The organism is Sphingomonas corticis (genome assembly GCF_012035195.1).
Classification (GTDB): domain Bacteria; phylum Pseudomonadota; class Alphaproteobacteria; order Sphingomonadales; family Sphingomonadaceae; genus Sphingomonas; species Sphingomonas corticis.
In genome coordinates this window covers 122,773-145,312 of record NZ_JAAVJH010000007.1, presented here as the reverse complement: position 1 = coordinate 145,312, position 22,540 = coordinate 122,773, and the positions used below count along the sequence as shown (strand labels likewise).

The window sequence follows — 22,540 nt, the reverse complement described above, 5'->3', positions numbered from 1 at the left end:
ATACCAGCATCCCGATCTCGCCGCCTGACACACCGCCAAGCGAGCAGCCTAGACCACCGGGATGAGGGGTCCTTTTTCGACGCCGATCACCCCGCTACCGGGGTCCCTTTTCCACGCCGATCCACAGCCAGGTTCAACAGCGCTCGTACCTCGTCGAGTGAGAAGCCGAGATCGCGCGTGCGGCGGATGAAGCGCAGTCGCTCCAGATCCTCCGGACGGTAAGAGCGATAGTTTCCATCCGTGCGCGCAGGGGGAGCGATGAGACCAGCACGCTCATAATAGCGAACGGTCTCCACCTTCGTGCCCGTCGCGGCCGCGAGCTTGCCGATCGTCAGTGCATTCATCTCTTGACCCTGTACCAACTACAGGGTCCATATAGAGCGTCGCATCGAATACTCGAAGGGCGACGACGCATGGCTTGCAGCGATTGCTGCTCAGTTCCGGATCGGAGTGCGATCAACGATCCCGCGTACCGTCGCGCCCTCTGGATCGTCGTTCTGCTCAACCTGTGTTTCGGTCTGGTCGAGATCGTCGGCGGGTTTGTCGCCGACAGTCAGGCGCTCAAGGCCGATGCCCTCGACTTCATCGGCGACGGCACGATCTCGCTGTTCGGCCTGATCGCGCTCGGTTGGACCGCGCAGGCCCGGTCGAGGATCGCGCTCGCACAAGGCCTCTTTCTCGGCGCGCTCGGCCTGGGTGTGATCGGCTTCGCGATCTGGCGGGCGATCAACGCCGTGGCGCCCGAAGCCGACCTGATGGGTGGCATCGGAGTCGTGGCGCTGATCGTCAATGTCAGCGCCGCGCTCGTCCTTGCCCGCTTCCGTGAGGGCGATGCCAACGTGCGCGCGATCTGGCTGTTCAGCCGCAACGACGCGCTCGCGAATGTCGCTGTGATCGTAGCCGCAGGCTTGGTCGCATGGACGGGCAAGGCGTGGCCCGACCTCGCGGTCGCCGGCGTCATCGCGTTGCTGTTCCTGCACTCGGCCTGGGAGATCACGCGTGGTGCCTTGGCTGAAATGGGCCGGGCAGCATGACCGCCGTCAACCGGGCGCCGAGCCTGTCGTGGACAGGTCGGGCCGCTGCCGCTCGTCCCGCAGGGTTACGCAAGAGCGGTAGCGTGGTAGGAAGACGTCGGATGCGCAAGCTGCTGCCCTTCTTCCTCTGCCTCATGCTGGTGCTCACCGGCTGGACCGGCGTTGCGCATGCGACGGAGAACGGCGCGTGTCTCGATGCCCCGCAGGCGCAGACCGCCATGCATGCCGCTGGCGACTGCGACGAGGTACCGGCCGACGCGGACAAGGGGTACCGGCACCACCACGCGGCCTGCCACGGGCATTGCGTGACAGCCCCGGCCGAGAGCCCGATAACCGTCGCGATGACGGGCGCTTGGGTCGAATTCGAGAGTGAGCCGACCTCGCTCGGCCTCGCCCACCAGGACGACCCGGCGCTGCGACCACCGCAGGCCTGACGCGGCGCGGGCGCGCACGCGCCCGGATACCGTTCGTCAGGAGCATTGAACATGAAACGCATGATGGCGGCCGTCCTGGCCGCAACGGCCTGTGCGGCGATCACGTCGGCACAGGCACAGGACACGGAGGCGTCGGCACCGTCGCTGAGCCTCGATGAGGCGCTCGCCGCCGCAGGCGCCGTATCACCCGCAATTGAAGCCTCCCAGTCCGGGATCAAGGCGGCCGAAGCGCAACGCGCGGTCGCGGGCCTGCGGCCCAATCCATCGCTCGATGCCATGACCGAGAACGTCGCGGGGACTGGCATGTACCGGGGCCTGCGCTCGTCCGAAACGACGGTCGGCCTCTCCCTGCCGCTCGAACTCGGTGGCAAGCGATCGGCGCGGGTGGCAGTCGCCAACGCCCAGCTCGATCGCGCCTCGCTCGATGCGGCGATCACCCGGGCCGATCTTCGGCTGCGGGTGACGCAAGCCTATAACGATGCCGTTGCCGCCCAGCGCCGGGCTGCCAATGCCCGCGAGCAGGTCGGGATCGCAGCCGAGGTACTGCGCGCCGCCCGCGTCCGCGTCGCCGCAGGGCGCGCTTCGCCGCTCGAAGAGCAGCGCGCCGACGTCGCCCGGCTGAATGCCGATGGCGCGGCCGAGCGGGCGAACCGCTCGGCACAGGTGGCGCTCGGCAATCTCGCCCGCCTGATCGGACGCGGCGCGAGCACGCTCGACGCCGCCTGGTTTGCGCGGATCGAGGGGGCAGGGCCACGGCTGCCGGTTCGCAGCGAAGGCACGCTGGCCGCTGCGGCCGCACAAGCGGACCTCTCCACGGCCACGGCGCAGGTCCGGCTCGCCAGGAGCCAGCGCGTACCCGACGTGACGGTCAGCGCATCGGCGCGGCGCCTGGAAGCGACCAACGACACGGCTGCCGTGTTCGGTGTCTCCGTGCCGCTGCCGCTGTTCAACAACGGCCGCGCCGCGGTCGATCTCGCCTCGGCTCAGCGCCAACAAGCTGATGCACAGCGCCGTGTCGCGCTGCTCGACGCCGAACAGGCGATCGCTTTGGCTGAGGCCGACGTCGCCAATGCCGCGACCACTGCGCGCAACGCCACGGGGCCGACGCTCGCCGCGGCGCAGGAAGCCGCCCGGATCGCTCGGATCGGCTATCGCGAAGGCAAGTTCGGACAGCTGGATCTCCTCGAGGCGGAGCGCACGCTCGCCGATACCCGCGCGGCCGCGATCGACGCGCTCGCCGCCTATCATGACGCACAGGCCCGGCTGGAACGGCTCGCCGCCCCGGCGCCTACCGACGCGAAGGACGCACGATGAAGAATAATCACGCGCGGATGATGCTGTCCGCTCTCCTCCCGCTCGCCCTCGTCGCCTGCGGCGGTGGTGAGAAGAAGGCCGACGACATGGCCGGCATGGAAGGGATGGAGAAAGGCGAAGGCGCCGAGAAGAAGGCCGACAAGGACGCGGTGACCCTCTCCGCCCGGCAGATCGCCGATGCCGGCATCGAGGTCGCCCGGCCGACGGTGGGCGGCGTGGCGGGCGCGATCGAGCTGCCCGCGCTCGTCCAGGGTGACCCGCAGGGCGTCCAAGTGGTCTCGGCAACGATCGGCGGTCGTCTGGTCGCGCTCACCCGCAACCTCGGCCAGTCCGTCCGGCAGGGCGATCCCATCGCGGTGATCGAGAGCCGCGAAGCCGCCTCGCTAAAAGCGGAGGTGGAAGCCGCCCGCGCACGCGCAGCCCTGGCGCAATCGAACCTCCGGCGCGAGCAGCGGCTGTTCGCCGAGCGCGTGTCGCCCGAGCAGGATCTGGTGGCGGCCCGCACTGCGGCGACCGAAGCAAACATCGCGCTGCGCTTGGCGCAGCAGCAGCTCGGCGCGACGGGGGGCGGAGGTGGTGCGCTCAATCGCATCGCCATGCGCTCGCCGATTTCGGGCCAAGTGATCGCGCGTCCCGCGGTGCTCGGCCAGACCGTCGACGCGAATGCCGAGCTGTACCGGGTGGCGAACCTGTCGCGCGTCACGATCGCAGCCTCGGTGTCGCCGGCGGATGCGGGTCGGATCCGGCCGGGCATCCGCGTCGAGGTGACCGCTGCCGGTCGCCGGCAGGAAGGCCGGGTGTCGTTCGTGTCGCCGGCGCTCGACGAGAGCACCCGTCTCGTCCAGGTCATCGCCACGCTCGACAATGGCGGGGGCACATGGCGCGTGGGTGAGCCGGTGACGGCGAGCTTCATGCTGCCCGCTACCGGTGACCGCAGCATCGCGGTGCCGTCGACGGCAGTGCAGAGCGTCGAGAACCGCACGGTCGTCTTCGTCCGAACGTCGAACGGCTTCCGCGCGGTGCCCGTCACGGCAGGCCGACGCAACGGCGACCAGGTCATCATCAGCTCCGGCCTCACCGGCCAGGAGCGGATCGCTACCACGAACTCGTTCACCCTGAAGGCCGAACTCGGCAAGGGTGGCGAGATGGACATGGACTGAGCCCATGATCTCCCGCCTCGTCACCTTCTCGGTCGAGCGGCGCTGGCTTGTCCTGCTGCTCACCCTCGTCGCCGCGCTTGGAGGCATCTTCGCCCTCCAGCGCCTTCCCATCGATGCCGTGCCCGACATCACCAACAACCAGGTCCAGGTGAATGTACTGGCGCCATCGCTGTCGCCCGATCAGATCGAGCGACAGGTCTCCTTCACCATCGAAACCTCGCTCAAGGGCATTCCGGGCCTCGCCTATACCCGGTCGCTCAACCGCAACGGCTTCGCCCAGATCACCGCCGTCTTCACGGACAAGACGGACATCTATTTCGCGCGCCAGCAGGTCGCGGAGCGGATGCGAATGGCCGAAGAGCGCCTGCCACAGGGCGTGATGCCCGAGATGGGGCCGATCGCCACCGGCCTCGGCGACATCTTCATGTGGACGGTCGAGTATCAGGAACTCAACCGCGTGAAGCACCGTGACGGCGAGCCCGGGCTCCAACGCGACGGCAGCTACATCACGCCCGAGGGCGAGCACCTCGTCAGCGAACGCGACAAGGCGACCTTCCTCCACACTGTCCAGGAGTGGATCGTCGCGCCGCAGCTCCGCGGTACCGAGGGGGTCGCGGGCGTGGACTCGCTCGGCGGCTTCGACCGCGAATATCTGGTCATCCCGGACCTCCAGCGCCTGGCCTCGATGCGGCTCACTGTTCAGGACCTCGCCACTGCGCTCGAGCGCAGCAACACCAGCATCGGCGCGGGCACCGTCGACCGGAACGGCGAGGGTCTGTTCGTCCGCTCGGATGCGCGGGTTCGGACCGCAGACGAGCTGTCGCGCACCGTGGTCGCAACCCGCGAGGGCGTGCCCGTGCTTCTCAGCCAGGTCGCCAGCGTGAAGGCGGGGCAGGGGATCCGCACCGGCTCGGCGTCGGAGAACGGCCATGAGGTGGTGGTCGGCACTGCGGTCATGCGGATCGGCGAGAACAGCCGCACCGTTGCGACCAACGTCGGTGAAAGGCTGCAGGCCATCGGGCGCTCGCTGCCCACCGACATCGTGGTCAAGCCGGTGCTCGACCGCACCAAACTCGTGAACTCCACGATCGCGACGGTCGCGCGCAATCTCGCGGAAGGCGCTGTGCTGGTCATCGTCGTGCTGTTCGCGCTGCTCGGCAATTTCCGGGCGGCACTGATCGCGGCGATGGTGATCCCGATCACCATGCTGCTCACCGCCACGGGAATGCTGCGCGCCGGCGTCTCGGCCAATCTGATGAGCCTCGGCGCGCTCGACTTCGGCCTGATCGTCGATGGCGCAGTCATCATCGTCGAGAATGCGCTCCGTCACCTCGGCGCTCGCCAGCACGAGACCGGAGGGCTCCTGCCGCTCAAGGAGCGGCTGGCGATCGTGGCGGCCTCGGCGCGCGAGATGATCCGGCCGTCTGTCTATGGCCAGGCGATCATCATCCTCGTCTATGCGCCGTTGCTCACCTTCGCCGGCGTGGAGGGCAAGATGTTCGAGCCGATGGCGCTTACCGTCATCATCGCGCTCATCTTCGCCTTTGTGCTGTCGCTGACCTTCGTGCCGGCCGCCATCGCCGCGTTCCTGGCCGGCAAGGTCGAGGAAAAGGAAAGCCGGATCGTGGCATGGCTCAAGCGCCGCTACGAACCGGGGCTCGATGCCGCGATGCGGCGCCCGAGCCTCACCATGGGCGGCGCGCTCGCGGCGGTCGCGCTCGCCGCGCTCGCCTTCACGACGCTCGGCCAGGAGTTCCTGCCGCAGCTCGATGAGGGCGACATCCTCGTCCAGGCGTGGCGTCCGCCCGGCACCTCGGTCGAGCAGAGCCAGCGCATGCAATTCGCCGTCGAGAAGACGATCAGCCGCGAGCCGGAGGTGCAATATGCCTTCTCGCGGACGGGCACGTCCGAGATCGCCAGCGACCCGATGCCGCCCAACGCCACGGACACCTTCGTGATGCTCAAGCCGCGCGACCAGTGGCCCGATCCGAGCCTGCCCAAGGAGGAGCTGGTCGAGCGGATCGAGAAGAAGGTCTCGACCATCGCCGGGAACGGCTACGAGATCACCCAGCCGATCCAGATGCGCTTCAACGAGCTGATCGCCGGCGTGCGCGGCGACATCGCGGTGAAGGTATTCGGCGACGACTTCGGCAGCATGAACGCGACCGCGGTCCAGATCGCCGAGGTGCTGCGCAAGGTGCCCGGTGCGGCCGATGTCCGGGTCGAACAGACCGAGGGTCTGCCGCTCCTCGACATCCGTCCCAACCGGGACGCGATGGCCCGGGTCGGGGTGTCCGCCGGCGACGTCCAGGACGTCGTCGCGGCGACGGTCGGCGGCAAACAGGCGGGCGTGATCTTCGAAGGCGACGCCCGCTTCCCGGTCGTGATCCGTCTCGGCGAGACGGCGCGCGCCGATCTGCAGACGCTCGGCCAGATTCCTGTGCCGACCGCGAGCGGATCGTTCGTGCCGCTGTCCTCCGTGGCCGAAATCGGGTTGGGAGACGGGCCGAATCAGATCAGCCGAGAGAACGGCAAGCGCCGCGTGGTCGTCCAAGCCAATGTGCGCGGACGCGACGTCGCCGGTGTCGTCGAGGAGGCGCAGGCCAAGATCGCGGCACAGGTGGCGTTGCCCGCCGGCACCTACCTGACCTGGGGCGGCCAGTTCGAGAACCTGGCCAGCGCCCGGTCGCGGCTCGCCATCGTGGTGCCGGTCTGCTTCGCGGTCATCATGCTGCTGCTCTACGGGGCGCTCGGATCGGTGCGCGACGCCGCGCTGGTCTTCACCGGCGTGCCGCTGGCGCTGGTCGGCGGCATCCTGGCGCTGCTGCTGAGGGGCATGCCGTTCTCGATCTCGGCCGCGGTCGGCTTCATCGCGCTGTCGGGCGTGGCGGTGCTGAACGGACTGGTGATGGTCTCCTCCATCCACGACTTGATGCGAGAGGGCATGGACCGCGCCCGGGCCGCGCGCGAAGGGGCGCTGCTCCGGCTGCGGCCCGTTGCGATGACCGCATTGGTGGCGAGCCTCGGTTTCGTGCCGATGGCGCTAGGGCACGGCGCGGGCGCGGAGGTCCAGAAGCCGCTCGCCACGGTGGTGATCGGCGGGCTGATCTCGGCGACCCTGCTGACCCTGTTCGTTCTGCCGACGCTCTACGCCCGGTTCGGCGGGTGGCGCCCGGCGGCGATCGACCCTGACGAACCGGGCATCGTGCCTACAGGAGCGCACGCGTGAGCCACGATCACGATCATGCGGGGCATGGCCATAGCCATGCCCCGGCGAGCTTCGGGCGTGCCTTCGCGATCGGTACCGCGCTCAACATCGGCTTCGTCGTCGTCGAGGCGGTGTACGGCATCCTCGCCGGCTCGATGGCGCTGCTCGCCGATGCCGCGCACAACCTGTCCGACGTGCTCGGGCTGGTGATCGCCTGGGGGGCGGCGACACTCGCGAAGCGGTCACCGAGCGCCCGCTACACCTACGGCCTGCGCAGCTCCTCGATCCTGGCCGCCTTCCTCAATGCGCTGCTGCTCCTCGTCGCGATCGCTGTGATCGCAGTTGAGGCGATCCGCCGGTTCAGCGAACCCGCGCCCGTCGCGGGCACGACCGTGATGATCGTGGCTGCCATTGGGATCGTCATCAACGGCGTCACCGCCTGGCTGTTTGCCAGCGGCCGCAAGGGCGACCTCAATGTGCGTGGTGCTTTCCTCCACATGGTGGCCGACGCCGCAGTGTCGGCCGGCGTGGTGGTGGCGGGTTTCATCATCTCGCGTACGGGCTGGGCGTGGATCGATCCGGTAACGAGCCTCGTCATCGTTGCCGTCATCGCGATCGGCACCTGGGGACTGCTGCGGGACTCGGTGAACATGTCGCTGCAAGCGACCCCGCCGGGTCTCGATACAGAGGAAGTCGCCGACTTCCTTCGCCAGCGGCCGGGCGTCGCGGCGATCCACGATCTGCACATCTGGCCGCTGAGCACGACCGAAACCGCGCTCACGGTACATCTGCTCATGCCCGGCGATTATCCGGGGGACGCCTACACCGCCGATCTTGCCACGGCGCTGCACGACCAGTTCGGGATCGATCACGCAACGGTGCAAATCGAGACCGACGCGGGAACGCCGTGCCGCCTCGAGCCGGATGGCGTGATCTAGTTGCAAACCGGTGCCAAGGAGCCCGCAGGATGCCCGAGAGGAGGGGGGCTCAAGGCCAGCGCGTGGAATGCAGCGTCCCTGGAGATGACGGCGTTCTTGTTCAAACCTGGTATCGCAGCGGTATCGCAGAACGGCGATGTTCCTAACCTGTTCTTGCTGGTATCGCACCAGAAAACCGTGCAAAATCAACAAAAGAGCGAGTTATTTGAGCAATGGCATTGCGAAGGTCAGGGGTTCGATCCCCCTCGGCTCCACCATTTCCCGTCCTTCCGAACATGACGCTGCCTCGTCGAAGACCGTAAGCTGGTCGCCGCCAGTCGCGTGGAGCATGGAGCAGCCGGCCTCGGCTTGGCCGCAGGTATCCCCGTCTTCGTCGAGCAGACGGGCCACGGCCGCTGGCTTCATCGGCCGGTCAAATCCCCCCACCACGATGGCCGCCGGACGCATCGACGCGGCGTTCTCTGGCATCGCGAGTCGAGTGGCACGATCCCGACCTCGATCTACGATCAGCCGAGCTCCGCAACGGCCACCCGACGCCGGAAACGACCAATGCGGCGGAAATATACAATTGCGACGTATTCTATGATCCGGAGTTCGTAACCCAGGTTATATGTTGCCGCTTTTGTAGATTTGCTCCGTTGATCTTCATCCGTCGACGGATTTATTCACGATGGCGCGGGATCATTATCGATAACCGAAGGGTTTCGCCGGCCTGACCTGAGAAGTTGGACGGGGGGGATGATGCGGAGCAGCAGCGCGCGGCCGGCGTTTCGACCGATCCCGTCCGCGCCCGAGACCCCGTCCGCAATGGCGTCAACACCCGCCCCCCCCGCCGAGGACGACGACGATCACCTGTCCGTCATGATGTCGGAGATCCTGCGCGATTTCTCCGCCGACGGCATCCTCATCACGCAGCGGGGAGAGCGCGGAGAAGCGGTGGTGCTGTTCAGCGACGGCGCCTGCGACGCGGCGCGCGATGCCAGCCTGGGCGAGGCGGGCGCCGGACCGGAGTGGCTCGCGCTGGCGGGCGAGGCGGGCGCGGCGATGCTGACCACCAGCGTGCCGGCGAGCGGCGGGACGATCACGGTGCGCACCGTTTTCCGGCGCTTCAGCGAGACGACGCGGGCGCAGGCGCGGGTCGCCTCCGCCCGGCTCCAGCCGCTGCTGCAACCGTTCGCCCGCGCGTGGTGGCAGCGCCGCCGGGCGCAGGCGCGGGTGCGCGCGCTGACCCGCGCGATCGACCGCGCCGACATCGGCGTGGTGCTGGTCGACGCGCGCGGGATGCCGACCTTCGCCAACGCCGCGGCCCGCGCGCTGATCGCGCAAGGGGACGGCTTGCGCATGCGCGGCGCCATGCTGGGCGGTGCGACGCTGGCCGACACGCTGAAACTGCACGCGGCGGTGGAGCACGTCATCAGCGCCGAGGTTCCCGATGCCGCCGCACCCGTGGTGGCGCTGCCCCGTACCGCGCGACGGCCGCTGATGGCGGCGGTGGTGGCGGCGCAGGCGGCGGGTGTTGCCGACGACGCGGATGCGCCGGCCGCGATCGTCTATCTCTTCGATCCGGAGGAGGATCTCGCCGCGCTGATCGAACCGGCGTGCAAGCTCTATGGCCTGTCGCCGGTGGAAACGCGGCTGACCTGCCTGCTGGCGGACGGGGTCAGCCTGGCCGCCGCCGCCGCGGCGATGCGGGTGCGCGAGATGACCGCGCGGTCGTACCTCAAGCAGATCTTCCTCAAGACCGACACCAACCGGCAGGCCGAGCTGGTGTGGCTGATGCTGAAGAGCACGGTGCGCACGCGCGGCGCAGGCGCCGCCGGCGCCATGGCCGCCACCCTCGTCTGAGCCTGGCCACTACCCCCATGCGGGGGCGTCGATAATCCTCACATCGGGGCAGATACCGAAACGTGAACAAGCGATTAACGAGACGTGCCGCCCCCGGCGCCGCATCGTCCAGGCCCAACGCGGCCAGAAGGAGGCGAGGCGTAACAGAGAGGAAGCCGTTCGATGAAAAGCCAGTTCTTCACGTCGTGCTCGGTCGCAGCGCTGCTGTTCGCGGTGCCGGCCGTGGCGCAGGACACCACCACCACGAACAGCGCCGGCGCCGGCCAAACCGCGGCGCTCGGCGATGCCAGTACCGACAATTCGGTCCGCACCACCGACAGTTCGGACAATTCGACCAACACCTCGATCGCCGACAGCGGCAACACCGCCGTCGCGGACAGCGGCAACGACAGTTCGGACAATTCGACCACGTCGTCGATCGCGGACAGCGGCAACGACAGCTCCGACAACTCGACGACCACGTCCACCGCGGACAGCGGCAACGACAATTCCACCCGGACGACGACGACGACCAACAACACCGATAATTCGGTGGACCTGTCCGTCGCCGACAGCGGCAACGACAGTTCCGACAACTCGACGAACACGTCGACCGCCGATTCCGGCAACGACAGTTCGGTGAACGGCAGCTACAACGACAATTCGACGAACGTCGCCGACAGCGGCAACACCGACAACTCGACAACGACGAACACGTCGATCGCCGACAGCGGCAACGACAATTCCGACAACTCGACGAACACCACGACGAACCTGTCGGTCGCCGATTCCGGCAATGACAATTCGACCACCACCACGACCACGTCGGTCGCGGATTCGGGCAACGACAATTCCGATCGGTCGACCAACATCGCGGACAGCGGCAACGACAATTCGGATCGCTCGGTGAACACCGCCGACTCCGGCAACGACAATTCGGATCGCTCGGTCAATACCGCGGACTCCGGCAACGACAGTTCCGTCAGCGACAGCAACAACGACAATTCCACGGATACGACGATCTCCGTCGCCGATTCGGGCAACGACAGTTCCGTGAACGACAGCAACAACGACAATTCGGACCGGTCGGTGCAGGTGGCGGACAGCTACAACGACAATGCGGATCGCTCCTCCACCGACAATTCGTCCGTCACGGGCGGGGCGCGCAACGGCGGCGTCTTCGGCGATGGCGCGGTGGTCGCCAGTTCCACGCTGTCGAGCTACGTAACCGGCGTGACCGTGACCTTCAGCGGTCGCGACGGCGGCACCACGGCGGACAATTCGCTCTCCGTCGGCGGCAGTGCCTTCCAGAACTTCGCCGGGATGCAGGCACTGAACCAGAACACCGGCGCCGGCGCCTCGCAGAACGCGAGCGTGTCCGTCGCGGCCTCCACCGGCGACGTCGGCCTCTGATCCTCTCCGGCCGACCTTTCGGGCCCGCGGCGATCTGCCCCCGGTCGTCGCGGGCCCACGTTTTCTCTCGTGCCGGAGTATGCCCGATGCGCAGGTTCCTCCTCCTCCTCCTCGTCGCCTTTCCCGCCACCGCTCATGCCCAGCAGGCCCCGTTCGGCGCGGCGCTGACGGAAGAGGCGCTCGGTACCGTGGCCGGGCGGGAGGATACGCGGCAGCAGGCGAGCGCGGTGCAGACCGCGGGCGTCAGCCGCAACAGCGTCGGCGACAACGTGTCGACGGGCGAGGCGCGGATCGACGGACAGGCGTTTCAGAACCTGTCCGGCCTGTCGATCCTGAACGTCAACACCGGCAACAACGTCGCGATCAACGCGGCGATGAACGTCACCATCTCGCTGGCGCCGGCGCCTTGAACGGTGCGGCGATGGCGCGCGGGTGTCCCCTGCTACTGCTCGCCGCGGCGGGCTGCGCGACCTCCCCCGGCGGGCCGTCGCGCTTCGTCACGGGCGGGGCGGCGGTAGGTGATTTCCGGCTTCCGGTCGCCTCGGTGATCGAGCGCCGCTACGTCGGGGTCGTGCGGCAGAAGTACGATTTCTCGTGCGGCTCGGCGGCGCTGGCGACGCTGCTGCGGCACCATTACGATCTCGATGTCGACGAGACGACGGCATTCCGCGGCATGTGGACGAGGGGCGACCAGGCGCAGATCCGGCGGCTCGGCTTCTCGCTGCTCGACATGAAGCGCTGGCTGGCGAGCCGCGGGCTTTCCGCCGACGGCTACAAGGTGTCGCTGGCGAAGATCGCCGAGACGGGCGTGCCGGGAATCGCGCTGATCGCGGTGAAGAACTACCGCCACTTCGTCGTGGTGAAGGGCGTCAGCCGGGACGAGGTGCTGCTGGGCGATCCGTCCACCGGCGTGCAGGCGATGCCGCGCGCGCGGTTCGAGGCGGCGTGGAACGGCATCTACTTTGTGCTGGAAGAGGACCAGGCGCTCGCGAAGTCGCACTTCAACCGCCAGCGGCAATGGGCCGCCTTCGCGCGTGCGCCGGTGGGCGGGCGCTTCCACGATCCGGTGAGCCAGCAGGCGCTGTCGCTGACCGCCCCCTTCTTCGGAGACTTGTCGTGAACCCGCTTCTGCTGCTGCTGCCGCTCGCGCTCGGTCCCTTCGCCGCGACGCCGGTCGCCGACGAGGAGCTGGCGGAGCATCGCGGCGGCTTCCGCCTGCCCGGCGGGATCGACGTGGCGATGACGATCGATACGCAGACCGCGGTGGACGGCGCGGTGGTGCTGCGGACGGTCTTCCGCGCCGACCAGGGGACGCCGACGCTGGCCACCTACGTCCCGCGCGCGGGCGAGACGGTGGCGGGCGCGTCCGCCGGGGCATCGCGTCCGGCGGCGACGATCCCGGTGGTCAGCTACGATCGGCAGAGCGGGATCAGGGTCTCCGGCGGCGTCGCCGCACCCGGCGTGTCGCTGGCGCCCCAGGCGGGCGCCATCCCCGCCGGACTGGAGCAGGTGAGCGGCGGCGCGGCGACCGCCGCCGGCGCGGTCAGCGAGCGGACGCAGGGCGCGCTGCGGCTGGTCGAGCTGACCGGCGCCGACCTGTCCGTCACGCACGTCGCGGGCGGCGCCTTCGGCGCGGCCATCGCCAACATGGGCAGCGACCGGACCATCGACACGCAGACCAGCGTCGCGATCGACCTGTCCGGCGCGGGGCCGGACGTGATCGGATCGTCGATGCTGCGCGTGCAGGACATCGCGACGCAAGCGCTGGCGGGACGGCTGTGACGCGGCTGGTCGGCGCGGCGCTGCCGCTGGCGATGATCGTCGTTCCCGCCGCGGAGGCGCAGCGCGTGCGCCGCCCCTCGCTGCAATCGCAGCTGGACGCCGCGATGGCGCTGATCGAGGCGCAGCGGCTGCGCCTGGACCGGCAATCGGCCGAGATCGCGGCGCTGCGCACGCAGGTGGAGGGCGCAAAGGCGCTGCCGTCGCTGCCGCCCGCTGCCGCGCCGCGCCAGCCCGCCGTGGCCGCGGCGCAAGGCGCGGCGCCGAGCCTGCCGGGCGATCCCGGCGCCGCGCTGCAACCCCCGCTCCCCCCGCCGCTAGAGCGCGTCGGCCAGGCCGCGCCCGACGAGGACCGGCCGATCGAGCTCGCCGTGCTGGACGGCGGGGGCAGCGTCATCACCCGGCGCGGCCAACTGACCGGCGAGGTGCAGGTCGACTACGCCCGCGCCGACCGCAACCGCGCGGTGTTCCGCGGGATCGAGCTGGTCGAGGCGGTGCTGGTCGGCGTCTTCGACATCAACGAGAGCCGGCAGGACGTGGTCAGCGCCTCCGCCGCGCTGCGCTACGGCCTGACCGACCGGCTGGAACTGGGCATTCGCGTGCCGTTCGTGCACCGCGCCGACACGTCGATCCTGGCGCCCATCTCCGGCAGCACGCCCGACGACAATGCCGCGACGATCGACAGCTCGACCAAGGGCACCGGCATCGGCGACATCGAAGTCAGCGCGCGCTACCAGCTGACGCAGGGGCGCGAGGGCGTGCCGTACCTGATCGGCAACCTGCAGGCGGTGATCCCCACCGGCAGCGATCCCTTCGCCATCCCGCGCGACTCGCTCGGCCGCGCGACGAAGGCGGCCACGGGGGCGGGCTTCTTCGGCATCTCGCCCAGTATCACCGCGATCCTGCCGTCCGATCCGGTCGTGCTGTTCGGAACGCTGGGCTACACCTTCAACCTGGGCAAATCGGTCAGCACGCAGATTCCGCCGGTCATCATCGACTATGTCGATCCCGCCGACGCGGTGTCGGGTTCGGCCGGTATCGGGATCTCGTTCAACCAGCGCACGACGATCAACCTGGGCTATGCCCACACCTGGGCGTTCGGCACGAAGACGCGGACGCGGCTGATCGAGCCGACACCCGCCTGGCCGGGGCACATGACGACGGTCTCGCGCGATCTCCAGGTGGGGCGCCTGCTGTTCGGCGTCACCTATCGCGTGACGGATCGCACCAGCCTGAACTGGTCGGTGGAGCTGGGCGCGACCGAGGACGCGACCGACCTGCGCACCGTGCTGCGCGTGCCCACGGTGCTGCTGACGGGGCGGTAGCGAGGCGCTCAGCGCGGGGCGGGGGCGGTGCTGTCGCGCACGACCAGCTCGTGCGCCAGCGTGACCTGGCGCACCGGGGGGACGGCGCCGCGCAGGATCTCGACCAGCAGCTCCACCGTGCGCCGTCCGATCATCCCCTTGGGCTGCGCGACGCTGGTCAGCGCGGGGCGGAAGAAGCGGGCCAGCGGCAGGTCGTCGAATCCGACAACGGAGACCGCGGCGGGGCAGGGAACGCCCGCCTCTCCCAACGCGCTGACCACACCCATCGCCATTTCGTCGCTGAAGCAGAAGATCGCGGTCACGCCGCGCGCGACGAGGTCGGCGGTCAGCGCATGGGCGCAGCGCGCGGAATAGTCGCCGTCGCGCACGTGCAGCCGATCGGACAGGCCGTGCCGCTCCGCCGCTGCCAGCGCGCCGGACAGGCGGTCGCGGCTGATCGGGCTGACCGGCGGGCCGGTGACGATGCCGATGTCGCGGTGCCCCAGCGCGATCAGGTGCGCCATCGCGTCCGCGCTCGCCGCCGCATTGTCGATATGGACGCTAGGCACGGCGAGATCCGCGCTGAACTCGCAGCCGTTGACGATCGGCGCCAGCGTCCCACGCTCGGCCAGCAGCGGCGACAGGCTGTCCGGCAGGCGGTGGCCGAGGAAGATCAGCCCGTCCACCTCGCGCCGCGACAGCATGTCGGCGTACTGGTCCTCCACTTCCGCATCGTGGCGGGTGTCGCCGACGACCACGGCATAGCCCGCGTCGCGCGCCGCTTCCTCCGCGCCGCGGATGACGCTGGCGAAGAAGGGGTTGGAGATGTCCGGCACGGTCAGCAGGATCTTCGCCGCGCGCAGGGTGCGCAGCGATCGGGCGGCGACGTTGGGACGGTAGCCGAGCGCCGCCACCACCTCCAACACCCGCTCGCGCGTGGATTGCGCGACGCGGTCGGGATGGCTCAGCACGCGCGAGACCGTCGCGGTGGAGACGCCCGCCCGTGCGGCAACCTGGATGATCGTCGGCATGCCGCGCCTTCCATGTGCGTTGCGGCGAGCCGTGTCGAGGGGCAGCGATGTAATCCTTTACACGCCAATTATCGTATCATAGGCTCGTGTCCACGGCCGCCGGATACCGCGGGGCCGGGGAGGGGATCGGATGGCCGTTGCCGAAGGAGCTCTGCCGCGCGATGCGCGCGCCTTGCCGGGGATGCTGACGGGGCGGCTCGCGGCGCTGATGTTCATGCAGTTCTTCGTCTGGGGGTCGTGGCAGGTGACGCTGGGCCTCGTCATGCAGACGCGCGGCATCGGCTCGCTGATCGCCAACGCCTTCTCCGTGGGGCCGATCGCGTCGATCGTCGGATCCTTCCTGATCGGCATGGCGGCGGTGCGCTATCTCAGCCCCAAGGTGCTGATGGTCGTCCTCCACCTGGTCGGCGGGGCGCTGCTCTTCTATCTGCCCGCGCTGCTGACGCCGGAGGGCGGCGACACGTTCGTGCTGCTGCTGCTGGTTTATTCGATCCTGTACATGCCGACGGTGGGCCTGGCGAACACCATCGCGCTGAAGAGCTTCGGCGAGCGGGTCGACCGCTTCCCGTTCGTGCGCGCGTTCGGCACGATCGGCTGGATCGCGTCGGGCCTCATCATCGGCTGGGCGGGCCTGTCCGCCGACCCGCAGATCTTCCGCGTGGCCGCGGTCGTTTCCGTGGCGCTCGGCCTCTACAGCGTGACGCTGCCCGACGTGGCGCCCGACGCGCCGCGCGGCGGCAGCGTGGTGCGCGAGGTGTTGTGCGTCGAGGCGTTCGGGCTGATGCGGCAGCGCTCGTTCCTCGTCTTCATCGCCTGCGCCACGCTGATCTCGATCCCGCTGGCGATGTACTATGCCTACGCCTCCGCCTTCATCGGCACGGTGGGGATCGAGAACGTCGGCGGCACGATGTCGATCGGGCAGATGTCCGAGCTGGCGTTCATGTTCTCGATGCCGTTCCTCTACCGCCGCTTCGGCGTGAAGCCGCTGCTGCTGGTCGGCATGGCCGCCTGGGCGGTGCGCTACGCGCTGTTCGCGATCGGCGACGGGGGCGATTCGCTGTGGGCGGTGTACCTGGGCGTCGCACTGCACGGCGTGTGCTACGACTTCTTCTTCGTCGCCGGCGCGATCTACACCGGCACGATCGCCACGCCGAAGGGCGTGAACGCGCAGGCGCAGGGAATGCTGACGCTGTTCACCTACGGCGTCGGCATGCTGCTCGGCTCGCAGATCGGCGGGCTGCTCTACGCGCAGCTGCCGGCGACGCCGACGGTGGCCGACTGGCAGCAGATGTGGTGGTACCCGGCCGCGGCCGCGCTGGTGATCGCGATCCTGTTCCAGCTGACCTTCAAGGATGAGACGAAAGGGCGCATGGCATGACCGGCATGAAGGGGCCGGGCATCTTCCTGGCGCAGTTCCTGGGGGATACGGCGCCGTTCGACACGCTCGACCATCTCGCCGAGTGGGCGGCGGGCTTGGGCTATGCCGGGGTGCAGATCCCCTGCGATCCGCGGCTGATCGACGTCGCGCTGGCGGCGGAGAGCCAGGATTATTGCGACGACCTGCGCGCCCGGCTCGACAGGTTCGGCATCCAGCCGACCGAATTGTCGACCCACCTGCAAGGACAGCTGGTGGCGGTGCATCCCGCCTACGACACGCTGTTCGACGGCTTTGCCGCGCCCGAGGTCCGCGGCGATCCGGCGCGGCGGCAGGCCTGGGCGGTGGAGCAGGTGAAGGCGGCGGCACGCGCCAGCGCGCGGCTGGGCCTCACCGCGCACGCCACCTTCTCCGGCGCGCTCGCCTGGCCCTATGTCTATCCCTGGCCGCAGCGTCCCGCCGGGCTGGTGGAGGAGGCGTTCGCCGAGCTGGCGCGCCGCTGGACGCCGATCCTCGATGTGTTCGCCGAGCAGGGCGTGCATTGCGCGTTCGAGGTGCACCCGGGCGAGGACCTGCACGACGGCGCCACGTGGGAGCGCTTCCTCGACGCGGTCGATCATCACCCCGCCGCCCGCCTGCTGTTCGATCCGTCGCACTACGTGCTGCAACAGCTCGACTATCTCGACTTCATCGATCGCTATCACGATCGCATCGCCTGCTTCCACGTGAAGGATGCGGAATTCAACCCGACCGGGCGCACCGGCGTGTACGGCGGCTACGAGAGCTGGGTGAATCGTGCCGGGCGGTTCCGCTCGACGGGCGACGGGCAGGTCGACTTCACCGCGGTGTTCAGCAAGCTGGCGCAATATGGCTATGACGGCTGGGCCGTGCTGGAATGGGAATGCGCGCTGAAGCGGGCCGATGACGGCGCGCGGGAAGGCGCGCCGTTCATCCGCGACCACATGATTCGCGTCACCGACCATGCCTTCGACGATTTCGCCGCCAGCGGAGCGGACCGCGCCTCGATCCGCAAGCTGATGGGGCTGTCCGAATGACGCCGCTGCGGCTCGGCATGGTCGGCGGCGGGGAAGGGGCGTTCATCGGCGCCGTCCACCGCATGGCCGCGGCGCTGGACGGCGACTGGCGGCTGGTGGCGGGGGCGTTCAGCACGGACGCGGGGCGCAACGCGCGCACCGGTGAGCGGCTCGCCCTCGACCCCGCGCGCGTTTATCCGACGATCGACGCGATGCTGGCGGGCGAGGCGGCGCTGCCCGCGGGCGAGCGGATCGACGCGGTCGCGATCGTGACGCCCAACCATCTCCACGCGCCGATGGCCATCGCGGCGCTGCGCGCGGGCTTCCACGTCTTTTGCGAGAAGCCGATGGCGATGGACGTGAGGGAGGCGGAGGCCATCGCTGCCGCGGCGAGGGCGAGCGGCAAGCGGTTCGCGCTGGCCTTCACGTACAGCGGGTACCCGCTGATCGACGAGGCACGGCTGCGCGTGGCGCGCGGCGACCTTGGCGCGATCCGGCGGGTGCAGGTGGAATATCTGCAAGGCTGGCTGAGCGCGCCCATCGACGGCGAAGGCAACAAGCAGGCGGAGTGGCGCACCGATCCCGCCCGCGCAGGTCTGGGCGGCTGCCTGGGCGATATCGGCACCCATGCCTTTCAGCTGGCGGAGCATGTCTCCGGCCTGCGCGTCGCGGCGGTGTCGGCGGAACTGTCGACGCACGTTCCCGGTCGCCGGCTGGACGACGATGTCGCCGCGCTGCTGCGCTTCGACGGCGGTGCGCGCGGCTCGCTGACGGCGAGCCAGGTGGCGGCCGGGGAGGAGAACGGCCTGCGGCTGCGCATCCACGGGGAGCGTGGCGGGCTGGAATGGTCGCAGATGGAGCCGAACACGCTGGTGCTGCGCTGGCTCGACCGGCCGTCCGAGGTGCTTCGCGCGGGTGGGCCGGGCCTCGCGCCGGAGACGGCCGCGCGCCTGCGTACACCCGCGGGTCATCCGGAGGGCTATATCGAGGCGTTCGCGACGCTCTACCGCGCCTTCGCCGCCGCGTTGCGGGGCGAGGATGCGGCGCATCCCGGCGTCGTCGACGGACTGCGCACGATGCGCTTCGTCGAGGCGGTTGTCGCCAGTACGGCGTCCGACGACAAATGGACCGCGATCGATATCGGAGAGACCGAATGAAGCTTATCCTGCTCGCCGGCGGCGCGACCGCCGCCACCGCCGCCGCTTTCGCGCTCGGCACACCTTCCGCGGCGCAGACGCCCGCCCCGCCCGCCTTCGCCGCGTGCAAGGCGTGCCACACGGTGGAGAAGGGCGGCGCGAACCGCATCGGGCCGAACCTGTACAAGGTGGTCGGCCGCCCCGCGGCGAGCGTGCCGGGCTTCAACTATTCGGCGGCGATGAAGGCGTCGAAGCTGACCTGGGACGCGGCCACGCTGGACCAGTATCTCGCCGCGCCGATGAAGAAGGTGCCGGGCACGCGGATGCCGATCGGCATGGCCGACCCGGCGAAGCGCGCGCAGATCATCGCCTATCTGCGTGCCGAAGGGGCGAAGTAAGCGATGGACGTGACGCGCCGCACCGTTCTGGCGGCCGCCTCGGCCGCGCCGCTGGCGGCGAGTGCGCAGGTCGCCGGCACGTCGAATGCGGCGCGTTTCTCCCTGAAATACGCGCCGCACGAAGGCAGCTTCGCCAGTCGCGGCGGGCTGATCGAGCAGATCGCCTATGCCGCCGACCAAGGCTTCACCGCCTGGGAGGACAACGAGGCGGCGGCGCGCCCGATTGCCGAGCAGACGCGCATGGCCAACGCGCTGTCGTCCCGCGGCATGACGATGGGCGTATTCGTCGCCAGCATGCCACGCTGGCGCGAATCGCGCCCGCTGCTGGGCGCGGCGAACGGTGAGGAGCGCGAGGCGTTCCTGAAAGACATCCGCGGCGCGATCGAGGTGGCGAAGCGGCTGGACGCGCGCCGGATGACCGTCGTCACCGGCTTCATGGACCCGCGCGTGCCGGTGGACATCCAGACCGCGCGCGTCATCGACGTGATGCGCCGCGCAGGCGACATCGTCGCGCCCCACGGCATCGCGATGGTGATGGAGCCGCTGAACACCCGCCGCGATCACCCCGGCGTCTACATGCAGACGGTGGCGCAGGGATATGCCGTGGCGCGCGGCGCGAACAGCGCGGCGGTGAAGGTGCTGGCGGACCTGTACCACGAGCAGATCCAGTCGGGGAACCTGATCCCCACGCTCGACACCTGCTGGGACGAGATCGGCTACATCCAGTTCGGCGACAATCCCGGCCGCAAGGAGCCGGGGACGGGCGAGATCAACTATGCCAGCATCGTCCGCTGGTTGCGCGCTAAGCGCTATAACGGGGTGATCGGCATGGAGCACGGCAATTCGGTGGCCGGACGCGCGGGGGAGGAGCGACTCGTCGCCGCCTATCGCGCCATCGACCGCAGCGGAGGAGAGGCATGATGATCGCGCGTTCGCTGATCCTGCTGTCGGCGGGTCTCGCCACGGCGGTGTCGGCGCAGGAGAGGCCCGGGTTCAAGGACACGCCGCTGCTGCCCGACGGGCGCTGGCGCGTCCACGACGCCGACCGGCCCGCGCCCGTGGTGGTGACGCCCGCCGCCGCGACCGGGGGTGCGCCGTCGGATGCCGTGGTGCTGTTCGACGGGCGCTCGCTCGACGCGTGGCAGCCGCAGGGGGCGCCCTGGCCAGTGAAGGACGGTGCCTTCACCGTGCCCGCGCGAACCCCTGGCGGCGGCGAGAGCGCGCTGGTCAGCCGGCAGAGCTTTGGCGACGTGCAGCTGCACCTGGAGTTCCGTTCGCCCAATCCGCCGACGAAGTCGTCGCAGGACCGCGGCAACAGCGGGATCTGGTTCATGCAGCGCTACGAGCTGCAGATCCTGGACGGCTATCGCAACCCCACCTACGCCGACGGCACGGTCGGCGCGGTCTACGGCTGGAAGCCGCCGCTGGCGAACGCAGCGCGCGCGCCGGGGCAATGGCAGAGCTACGATGTCATCTTCGAGCGGCCCCGCTTCGGCGCGGACGGCAAGCTGCTGCGACCCGCCTATGTCACCGCCTTCCTGAACGGGGTGCTGGTGCAGAACCATCAGGCGATGCTGGGCACCACGGTATGGCGCAAGGTGGCGGCGTACGAGGCGCACGGCGATGCCGCGCCGATCCAGTTGCAGGATCACGATTCGCCGGTGTCGTATCGCAATATCTGGGTCCGTCCGCTGCCCGCCGCGGCGGTGGCGCAGGACCTGCCGGGAGAAGCCAAGTGAGCGTCAGAGGAACGATCGACCGCCGTACTGCCCTTGCCGGCGTGGCCGCCATGTTCGGTGCCGCGCTCTATGCGCCGATCGCGCGCGCCGCGGGGAACGCCGCGGCGGCGGGCGTGCCGGTCATCAGCGACGGCCCGCCCAGCGTGGCGGTCTTCACGCCGGCGCAGCGCGCGCTCGTCGCCGCGTTGTCGGAACGGGTGCTGCCGACCACCGACACGCCCGGCGCGATCGCCGCGGGCGTGCCCGCCTATATCGAGAAGCTGCTGGCCGACTGGGCCCTGCCGGCGGACCGCGTGCCGATCCTGGCCGGGCTGGATGCGATCGAGAAGCGCAGCATGGCCGACCATCGCGTCTCCGCCGCACGCGCGACCCCGGCGCAGCAGGACGCGCTGCTGACGCTGGCGATGAACCGGCAGCTGGGCACCGCGGACGATTTCTTCGAAGCGTTCCGGCAGCTCGTCGTCACCGGCTATTACACGTCGGAGATCGGCATGACGCAGGAGCGCGAATATCTGCCGGTGCCGGGCGAGTATGACGGCGCCTTCCCCTATGCCAAGGTCAACAAGGTCTATAGCGCATGATCGACACGACGATGGACCGCCGCATCCTGCTCGCCGGCGCCGGCGCGCTGGCGCTGATCCCGCGCGCGGCGGCGGCGAGGCAGCTGGGGCCGATCGGCCTCCAGCTCTACACGGTACGCGAGCTGTTCCAGCAGGATCCCGTGCGCACGCTGGAGCAGGTGGCGCGCATCGGCTATCGCGAGGTCGAGTTCGGCGGGGGCGGGTATGACGCGATGGACCACGCGCTGCTGCGCCGCACGATGGACCGGCTTCGTCTGCGCGCGCCCTCGGTCCACATCGGCTACGACGCGCTGCTGAACGATTTCGCCAAGTCGGTGCAGATGGCGAAGACGCTGGGCGCGGACACGGTCGTGCTGCCGTACATGACCGACGAGCATCGCACGCTGGCCGGATGGACCGCGGCGCTGCCGAACATGAACCGCTTCGCCGCGGAGCTGCGCCGGGCAGGCCTCGGCTTTGCCTATCACAACCACGACTTCGAGTTCACGGCGAAGCCGGAGGGCGTCAGCCTGTTCGAGCGGCTGCTGAAGGAGACCGACCCCGCGCTGGTCCGCATCGAGCTCGACCTGTACTGGGCGGCGTTCGCGGGCAAGGACGTGCCCGCGCTGATCGATCGGCTGGGTGCGCGGCTCTACGCCTTCCACGTGAAGGACATGCGCGCGAACCGCGACATGGCGGCGGTCGGCGCCGGACAGACCGACTTCGCTCGGCTATTCAGGCTGAAGGGCAGCGCCGGCGTCCGCCACTTCTACGTCGAGAACGATCGGGCGCCGGCGCCCTACCTGCCGGACATCACCACCAGCTTCACCACCCTCCGCGGCCTGCGGTTCTGATCGGA

22 protein-coding genes and 1 pseudogene are annotated in these 22,540 nt (G+C 69.5%); 20 read left to right on the top strand and 3 right to left on the bottom strand.

Annotated elements, in window-relative coordinates; genetic code table 11:
* Positions 1–119: 119 nt before the first annotated feature.
* Positions 120–344: pseudogene (locus HBH26_RS13145) on the bottom strand (MerR family transcriptional regulator); the annotation flags it as partial.
* A gap of 69 nt (positions 345–413) precedes the next feature.
* Here HBH26_RS13145 and HBH26_RS13140 point away from each other — a divergent pair.
* The 6 genes from HBH26_RS13140 to HBH26_RS13115 all read left to right on the top strand — a co-directional run bounded on the left by HBH26_RS13140 (position 414) and on the right by HBH26_RS13115 (position 8,088).
* A complete protein-coding gene (locus tag HBH26_RS13140; RefSeq protein ID WP_145119753.1) occupies positions 414–1,034 on the top strand; it encodes a cation efflux transmembrane domain-containing protein in 621 nt (206 codons plus the stop codon).
* A gap of 101 nt (positions 1,035–1,135) precedes the next feature.
* Positions 1,136–1,468, top strand: coding sequence for a hypothetical protein (locus HBH26_RS13135; protein WP_168135073.1), 333 nt, complete (start codon positions 1,136–1,138; stop codon positions 1,466–1,468).
* Positions 1,469–1,519: 51 nt separating this feature from the next.
* Positions 1,520–2,782, top strand: a complete 1,263-nt coding sequence (locus HBH26_RS13130; RefSeq protein WP_168135072.1) for a TolC family protein — start codon at positions 1,520–1,522, stop codon at positions 2,780–2,782.
* Between the two features lie 17 nt (positions 2,783–2,799).
* On the top strand, positions 2,800–3,942 hold the full coding sequence (locus tag HBH26_RS13125; RefSeq protein ID WP_420824990.1) for an efflux RND transporter periplasmic adaptor subunit: 1,143 nt from the start codon (positions 2,800–2,802) through the stop codon (positions 3,940–3,942).
* Positions 3,943–3,946: 4 nt separating this feature from the next.
* Positions 3,947–7,171 carry an efflux RND transporter permease subunit gene (locus tag HBH26_RS13120; protein WP_168135071.1) on the top strand — a complete coding sequence of 1,075 codons (3,225 nt, stop codon included), beginning with the start codon at positions 3,947–3,949 and terminating at the stop codon, positions 7,169–7,171.
* Positions 7,168–8,088 (top strand): cation diffusion facilitator family transporter, encoded by a 921-nt coding sequence (locus HBH26_RS13115; RefSeq protein ID WP_168135070.1) that lies wholly within the window; start codon positions 7,168–7,170, stop codon positions 8,086–8,088. The genes HBH26_RS13120 and HBH26_RS13115 overlap by 4 nt, the downstream gene beginning before the upstream one ends.
* 201 nt (positions 8,089–8,289) lie before the next feature.
* Here HBH26_RS13115 and HBH26_RS13110 read toward each other — a convergent pair whose 3' ends face one another.
* Positions 8,290–8,556 (bottom strand): hypothetical protein, encoded by a 267-nt coding sequence (locus HBH26_RS13110; protein WP_168135069.1) that lies wholly within the window; start codon positions 8,554–8,556, stop codon positions 8,290–8,292.
* 339 nt (positions 8,557–8,895) lie between these two features.
* Between HBH26_RS13110 and HBH26_RS13105 the strand changes: the two genes are divergently transcribed.
* From HBH26_RS13105 to HBH26_RS13080, 6 genes are all read left to right on the top strand, one after another.
* On the top strand, positions 8,896–9,933 hold the full coding sequence (locus tag HBH26_RS13105; protein ID WP_168135068.1) for a helix-turn-helix transcriptional regulator: 1,038 nt from the start codon (positions 8,896–8,898) through the stop codon (positions 9,931–9,933).
* A gap of 162 nt (positions 9,934–10,095) precedes the next feature.
* Complete coding sequence (locus HBH26_RS13100) at positions 10,096–11,325, top strand: hypothetical protein (protein ID WP_168135067.1); 1,230 nt, start codon at positions 10,096–10,098, stop codon at positions 11,323–11,325.
* Positions 11,326–11,411: 86 nt separating this feature from the next.
* On the top strand, positions 11,412–11,735 hold the full coding sequence (locus HBH26_RS13095; RefSeq protein WP_168135066.1) for a hypothetical protein: 324 nt from the start codon (positions 11,412–11,414) through the stop codon (positions 11,733–11,735).
* An 11-nt stretch (positions 11,736–11,746) separates the two neighbouring features.
* The gene (locus tag HBH26_RS13090) at positions 11,747–12,445 is read left to right on the top strand and encodes a C39 family peptidase (RefSeq protein ID WP_168135065.1); all 699 of its coding nucleotides are present in this window, start codon (positions 11,747–11,749) and stop codon (positions 12,443–12,445) included.
* Positions 12,442–13,107, top strand: a complete 666-nt coding sequence (locus HBH26_RS13085) for a hypothetical protein (protein WP_168135064.1) — start codon at positions 12,442–12,444, stop codon at positions 13,105–13,107. Before HBH26_RS13090 ends, HBH26_RS13085 begins: the two co-directional genes overlap by 4 nt.
* Positions 13,104–14,429: a transporter gene (locus HBH26_RS13080; RefSeq protein WP_168135063.1), complete on the top strand. Its 1,326-nt coding sequence runs from the start codon at positions 13,104–13,106 to the stop codon at positions 14,427–14,429. Before HBH26_RS13085 ends, HBH26_RS13080 begins: the two co-directional genes overlap by 4 nt.
* An 8-nt stretch (positions 14,430–14,437) precedes the next feature.
* Here HBH26_RS13080 and HBH26_RS13075 read toward each other — a convergent pair whose 3' ends face one another.
* Positions 14,438–15,439 carry a LacI family DNA-binding transcriptional regulator gene (locus HBH26_RS13075; protein ID WP_168135062.1) on the bottom strand — a complete coding sequence of 334 codons (1,002 nt, stop codon included), beginning with the start codon at positions 15,437–15,439 and terminating at the stop codon, positions 14,438–14,440.
* 130 nt (positions 15,440–15,569) lie between these two features.
* Here HBH26_RS13075 and HBH26_RS13070 point away from each other — a divergent pair, with 130 nt between their 5' ends.
* From HBH26_RS13070 to HBH26_RS13035, 8 genes are read left to right on the top strand one after another with little or no spacing between them, the layout of a single operon-like run.
* Positions 15,570–16,817 (top strand): MFS transporter, encoded by a 1,248-nt coding sequence (locus tag HBH26_RS13070; protein WP_168135061.1) that lies wholly within the window; start codon positions 15,570–15,572, stop codon positions 16,815–16,817.
* Complete coding sequence (locus tag HBH26_RS13065; protein ID WP_168135060.1) at positions 16,814–17,869, top strand: sugar phosphate isomerase/epimerase family protein; 1,056 nt, start codon at positions 16,814–16,816, stop codon at positions 17,867–17,869. The genes HBH26_RS13070 and HBH26_RS13065 overlap by 4 nt, the downstream gene beginning before the upstream one ends.
* The gene (locus tag HBH26_RS13060) at positions 17,866–19,005 is read left to right on the top strand and encodes a Gfo/Idh/MocA family protein (protein ID WP_209308540.1); all 1,140 of its coding nucleotides are present in this window, start codon (positions 17,866–17,868) and stop codon (positions 19,003–19,005) included. Before HBH26_RS13065 ends, HBH26_RS13060 begins: the two co-directional genes overlap by 4 nt.
* Positions 19,002–19,382 (top strand): c-type cytochrome, encoded by a 381-nt coding sequence (locus tag HBH26_RS13055; RefSeq protein WP_168135059.1) that lies wholly within the window; start codon positions 19,002–19,004, stop codon positions 19,380–19,382. Before HBH26_RS13060 ends, HBH26_RS13055 begins: the two co-directional genes overlap by 4 nt.
* Positions 19,383–19,385: 3 nt before the next feature.
* Entirely contained in the window at positions 19,386–20,303 is a 918-nt protein-coding gene (locus HBH26_RS13050) for a hydroxypyruvate isomerase family protein (RefSeq protein WP_168135058.1), read from the top strand.
* The gene (locus HBH26_RS13045) at positions 20,300–21,121 is read left to right on the top strand and encodes a 3-keto-disaccharide hydrolase (protein ID WP_239024777.1); all 822 of its coding nucleotides are present in this window, start codon (positions 20,300–20,302) and stop codon (positions 21,119–21,121) included. The genes HBH26_RS13050 and HBH26_RS13045 overlap by 4 nt, the downstream gene beginning before the upstream one ends.
* A gap of 50 nt (positions 21,122–21,171) precedes the next feature.
* On the top strand, positions 21,172–21,702 hold the full coding sequence (locus HBH26_RS13040) for a gluconate 2-dehydrogenase subunit 3 family protein (RefSeq protein WP_168135090.1): 531 nt from the start codon (positions 21,172–21,174) through the stop codon (positions 21,700–21,702).
* The gene (locus HBH26_RS13035) at positions 21,699–22,535 is read left to right on the top strand and encodes a sugar phosphate isomerase/epimerase family protein (RefSeq protein ID WP_239024776.1); all 837 of its coding nucleotides are present in this window, start codon (positions 21,699–21,701) and stop codon (positions 22,533–22,535) included. The genes HBH26_RS13040 and HBH26_RS13035 overlap by 4 nt, the downstream gene beginning before the upstream one ends.
* Positions 22,536–22,540: the final 5 nt, after the last annotated feature.

Bases quoted from the DNA above. Each gene is read 5' to 3' on its own strand.
- HBH26_RS13140 (WP_145119753.1), top strand. From the start codon at position 414: ATGGCTTGCAGCGATTGCTGCTCAGTTCCGGATCGGAGTGCGATCAAC.
- HBH26_RS13135 (WP_168135073.1), top strand. From the start codon at position 1,136: ATGCGCAAGCTGCTGCCCTTCTTCCTCTGCCTCATGCTGGTGCTCACC.
- HBH26_RS13130 (WP_168135072.1), top strand. From the start codon at position 1,520: ATGAAACGCATGATGGCGGCCGTCCTGGCCGCAACGGCCTGTGCGGCG.
- HBH26_RS13125 (WP_420824990.1), top strand. From the start codon at position 2,800: ATGATGCTGTCCGCTCTCCTCCCGCTCGCCCTCGTCGCCTGCGGCGGT.
- HBH26_RS13120 (WP_168135071.1), top strand. From the start codon at position 3,947: ATGATCTCCCGCCTCGTCACCTTCTCGGTCGAGCGGCGCTGGCTTGTC.
- HBH26_RS13110 (WP_168135069.1), bottom strand. From the start codon at position 8,556: ATGCCAGAGAACGCCGCGTCGATGCGTCCGGCGGCCATCGTGGTGGGG.
- HBH26_RS13105 (WP_168135068.1), top strand. From the start codon at position 8,896: ATGGCGTCAACACCCGCCCCCCCCGCCGAGGACGACGACGATCACCTG.
- HBH26_RS13100 (WP_168135067.1), top strand. From the start codon at position 10,096: ATGAAAAGCCAGTTCTTCACGTCGTGCTCGGTCGCAGCGCTGCTGTTC.
- HBH26_RS13095 (WP_168135066.1), top strand. From the start codon at position 11,412: ATGCGCAGGTTCCTCCTCCTCCTCCTCGTCGCCTTTCCCGCCACCGCT.
- HBH26_RS13090 (WP_168135065.1), top strand. From the start codon at position 11,747: ATGGCGCGCGGGTGTCCCCTGCTACTGCTCGCCGCGGCGGGCTGCGCG.
- HBH26_RS13075 (WP_168135062.1), bottom strand. From the start codon at position 15,439: ATGCCGACGATCATCCAGGTTGCCGCACGGGCGGGCGTCTCCACCGCG.
- HBH26_RS13070 (WP_168135061.1), top strand. From the start codon at position 15,570: ATGGCCGTTGCCGAAGGAGCTCTGCCGCGCGATGCGCGCGCCTTGCCG.
- HBH26_RS13065 (WP_168135060.1), top strand. From the start codon at position 16,814: ATGACCGGCATGAAGGGGCCGGGCATCTTCCTGGCGCAGTTCCTGGGG.
- HBH26_RS13060 (WP_209308540.1), top strand. From the start codon at position 17,866: ATGACGCCGCTGCGGCTCGGCATGGTCGGCGGCGGGGAAGGGGCGTTC.
- HBH26_RS13055 (WP_168135059.1), top strand. From the start codon at position 19,002: ATGAAGCTTATCCTGCTCGCCGGCGGCGCGACCGCCGCCACCGCCGCC.
- HBH26_RS13050 (WP_168135058.1), top strand. From the start codon at position 19,386: ATGGACGTGACGCGCCGCACCGTTCTGGCGGCCGCCTCGGCCGCGCCG.
- HBH26_RS13045 (WP_239024777.1), top strand. From the start codon at position 20,300: ATGATGATCGCGCGTTCGCTGATCCTGCTGTCGGCGGGTCTCGCCACG.
- HBH26_RS13040 (WP_168135090.1), top strand. From the start codon at position 21,172: ATGTTCGGTGCCGCGCTCTATGCGCCGATCGCGCGCGCCGCGGGGAAC.
- HBH26_RS13035 (WP_239024776.1), top strand. From the start codon at position 21,699: ATGATCGACACGACGATGGACCGCCGCATCCTGCTCGCCGGCGCCGGC.